We start from the raw sequence: 1,331 nt of genomic DNA, 5'->3' as shown, positions 1-1,331 counted from the left end.
GTCCCGCCGCCGCTGGGGTCAGGCCGCCGCTTCCGCGCGGAACCAGTCGATGGTGCGGCGCAGGCCCTCCTCGGCGCCCGTCCGCGGCTGCCAGCCCAGCTTGTCGCGGGCCAGGGTGATGTCGGGGCAGCGCACGGCCGGGTCGTCCACCGGCCGTTCGATGAACCGGATCTCGGAGTCCGAATCGGCGAGCTCGATGACCAGCTCCGCCAGCTCCAGCATGGTGATCTCACCGGGGTTGCCGATGTTGACCGGGCCGCGCAGGCCGTGCGCGGCCGCCGCGAGGATCCCGGCCACCGTGTCGTCGACGAAGCTCAGCGACCGCGTCTGGCGGCCGTCGCCGGTCACGGTCAGCGGCTCCCCGTCCAGCGCCTGCCGCACGAAGGTCGGCACGGCACGGCCGTCGTGGCCGCGCATCCGCGGACCGTAGGTGTTGAACAGCCGCACGATGCACGTGTCGGTGCCGTGCGCGTCGGCGTACGCGGTGGTCAGCGCCTCGCCGAACCGCTTGGCCTCGTCGTAGACGCTGCGCGGCCCGACCGGATTGACGTTGCCCCAGTAGCGCTCCTCCTGCGGGTTCTGCTGCGGGTCGCCGTAGACCTCCGAGGTGGACGCCAGGACGAAGCGGGCGCCCGCAGCGCGGGCGAGTTCCAGCGCGTTGCGTGTGCCGAGGCTGCCGGTCTCCATGGTGTGCAGCGGCAGCCGCAGGTAGTCCGCGGGGGAGGCGGGGGAGGCGAAGTGCAGGACGAGGTCCGGTGTCCGCCGCACCGGCAGTTCCTCGGCCACGTCGGCCTGCACCAGGGTGAACCCCGGACGGTCGAGCAGGGGGGCGATGTTCTCCGGCCGGCCGGTGCAGAAGTCGTCGACGCAGGTGACGGCGGCGCCCGCGTCCAGCAGGGCGGCGCACAGATGGGAGCCGACGAAGCCCGCGCCGCCGGTGACGACGGCGTGTTCCCAGTTCCGCGAGATGACGGTGCTCATGGCGATCGGCCTTCCGGGGGTCGGTGGACGGGCCCGGGTACCCAGGGCGTCGGACCCTCGACCAGCGTGCGCCCCCTCGGAACCCTCGGCACGGTCGCCTGGTACGAACCGGTGAGTGACGGAACGTGAGGGACGCGGAGCCGGGCGCCGGAGGCGTCAGGCGGTGAGCGTGTGGTCCGGCGCGAGGCGGTCGACGAGGCCGGCGTGGTGGAGTGCGCCCACCGGGGCCAGCAGGTCGGGGTGGCGCAGCAGCGCCGCGGCCCTGCGGTCCGCCTCGTCCGGTTCGAGCAGCCGCCGGAACTCGCCCGGCGCTCCGCCGGTGCCGTCCGCCGCGAGCGCGGCCACCGCGC

Annotated in this window: 1 protein-coding gene and 1 pseudogene; both read right to left on the bottom strand. The window is 74.5% G+C overall.

Annotation, left to right across the window (positions count from 1 at the left end):
* Positions 1 to 18: 18 nt before the first annotated feature.
* Positions 19 to 981: an NAD-dependent epimerase/dehydratase family protein gene (locus tag G3I53_RS15085; RefSeq protein ID WP_164332879.1), complete on the bottom strand. Its 963-nt coding sequence runs from the start codon at positions 979 to 981 to the stop codon at positions 19 to 21.
* Positions 982 to 1,137: 156 nt separating this feature from the next.
* Positions 1,138 to 1,331, bottom strand: a pseudogene (locus G3I53_RS15080) (hypothetical protein); the annotation flags it as partial.

Origin of the sequence: Streptomyces sp. SID14436 (assembly GCF_010548465.1) — a bacterium.
Taxonomy (GTDB): domain Bacteria; phylum Actinomycetota; class Actinomycetes; order Streptomycetales; family Streptomycetaceae; genus Streptomyces.
This window is presented reverse-complemented; position numbering and strand designations above follow the sequence as displayed.

Coding starts and splice junctions, on each gene's coding strand:
- G3I53_RS15085 (WP_164332879.1), bottom strand. CDS start 981: ATGAGCACCGTCATCTCGCGGAACTGGGAACACGCCGTCGTCACCGGC.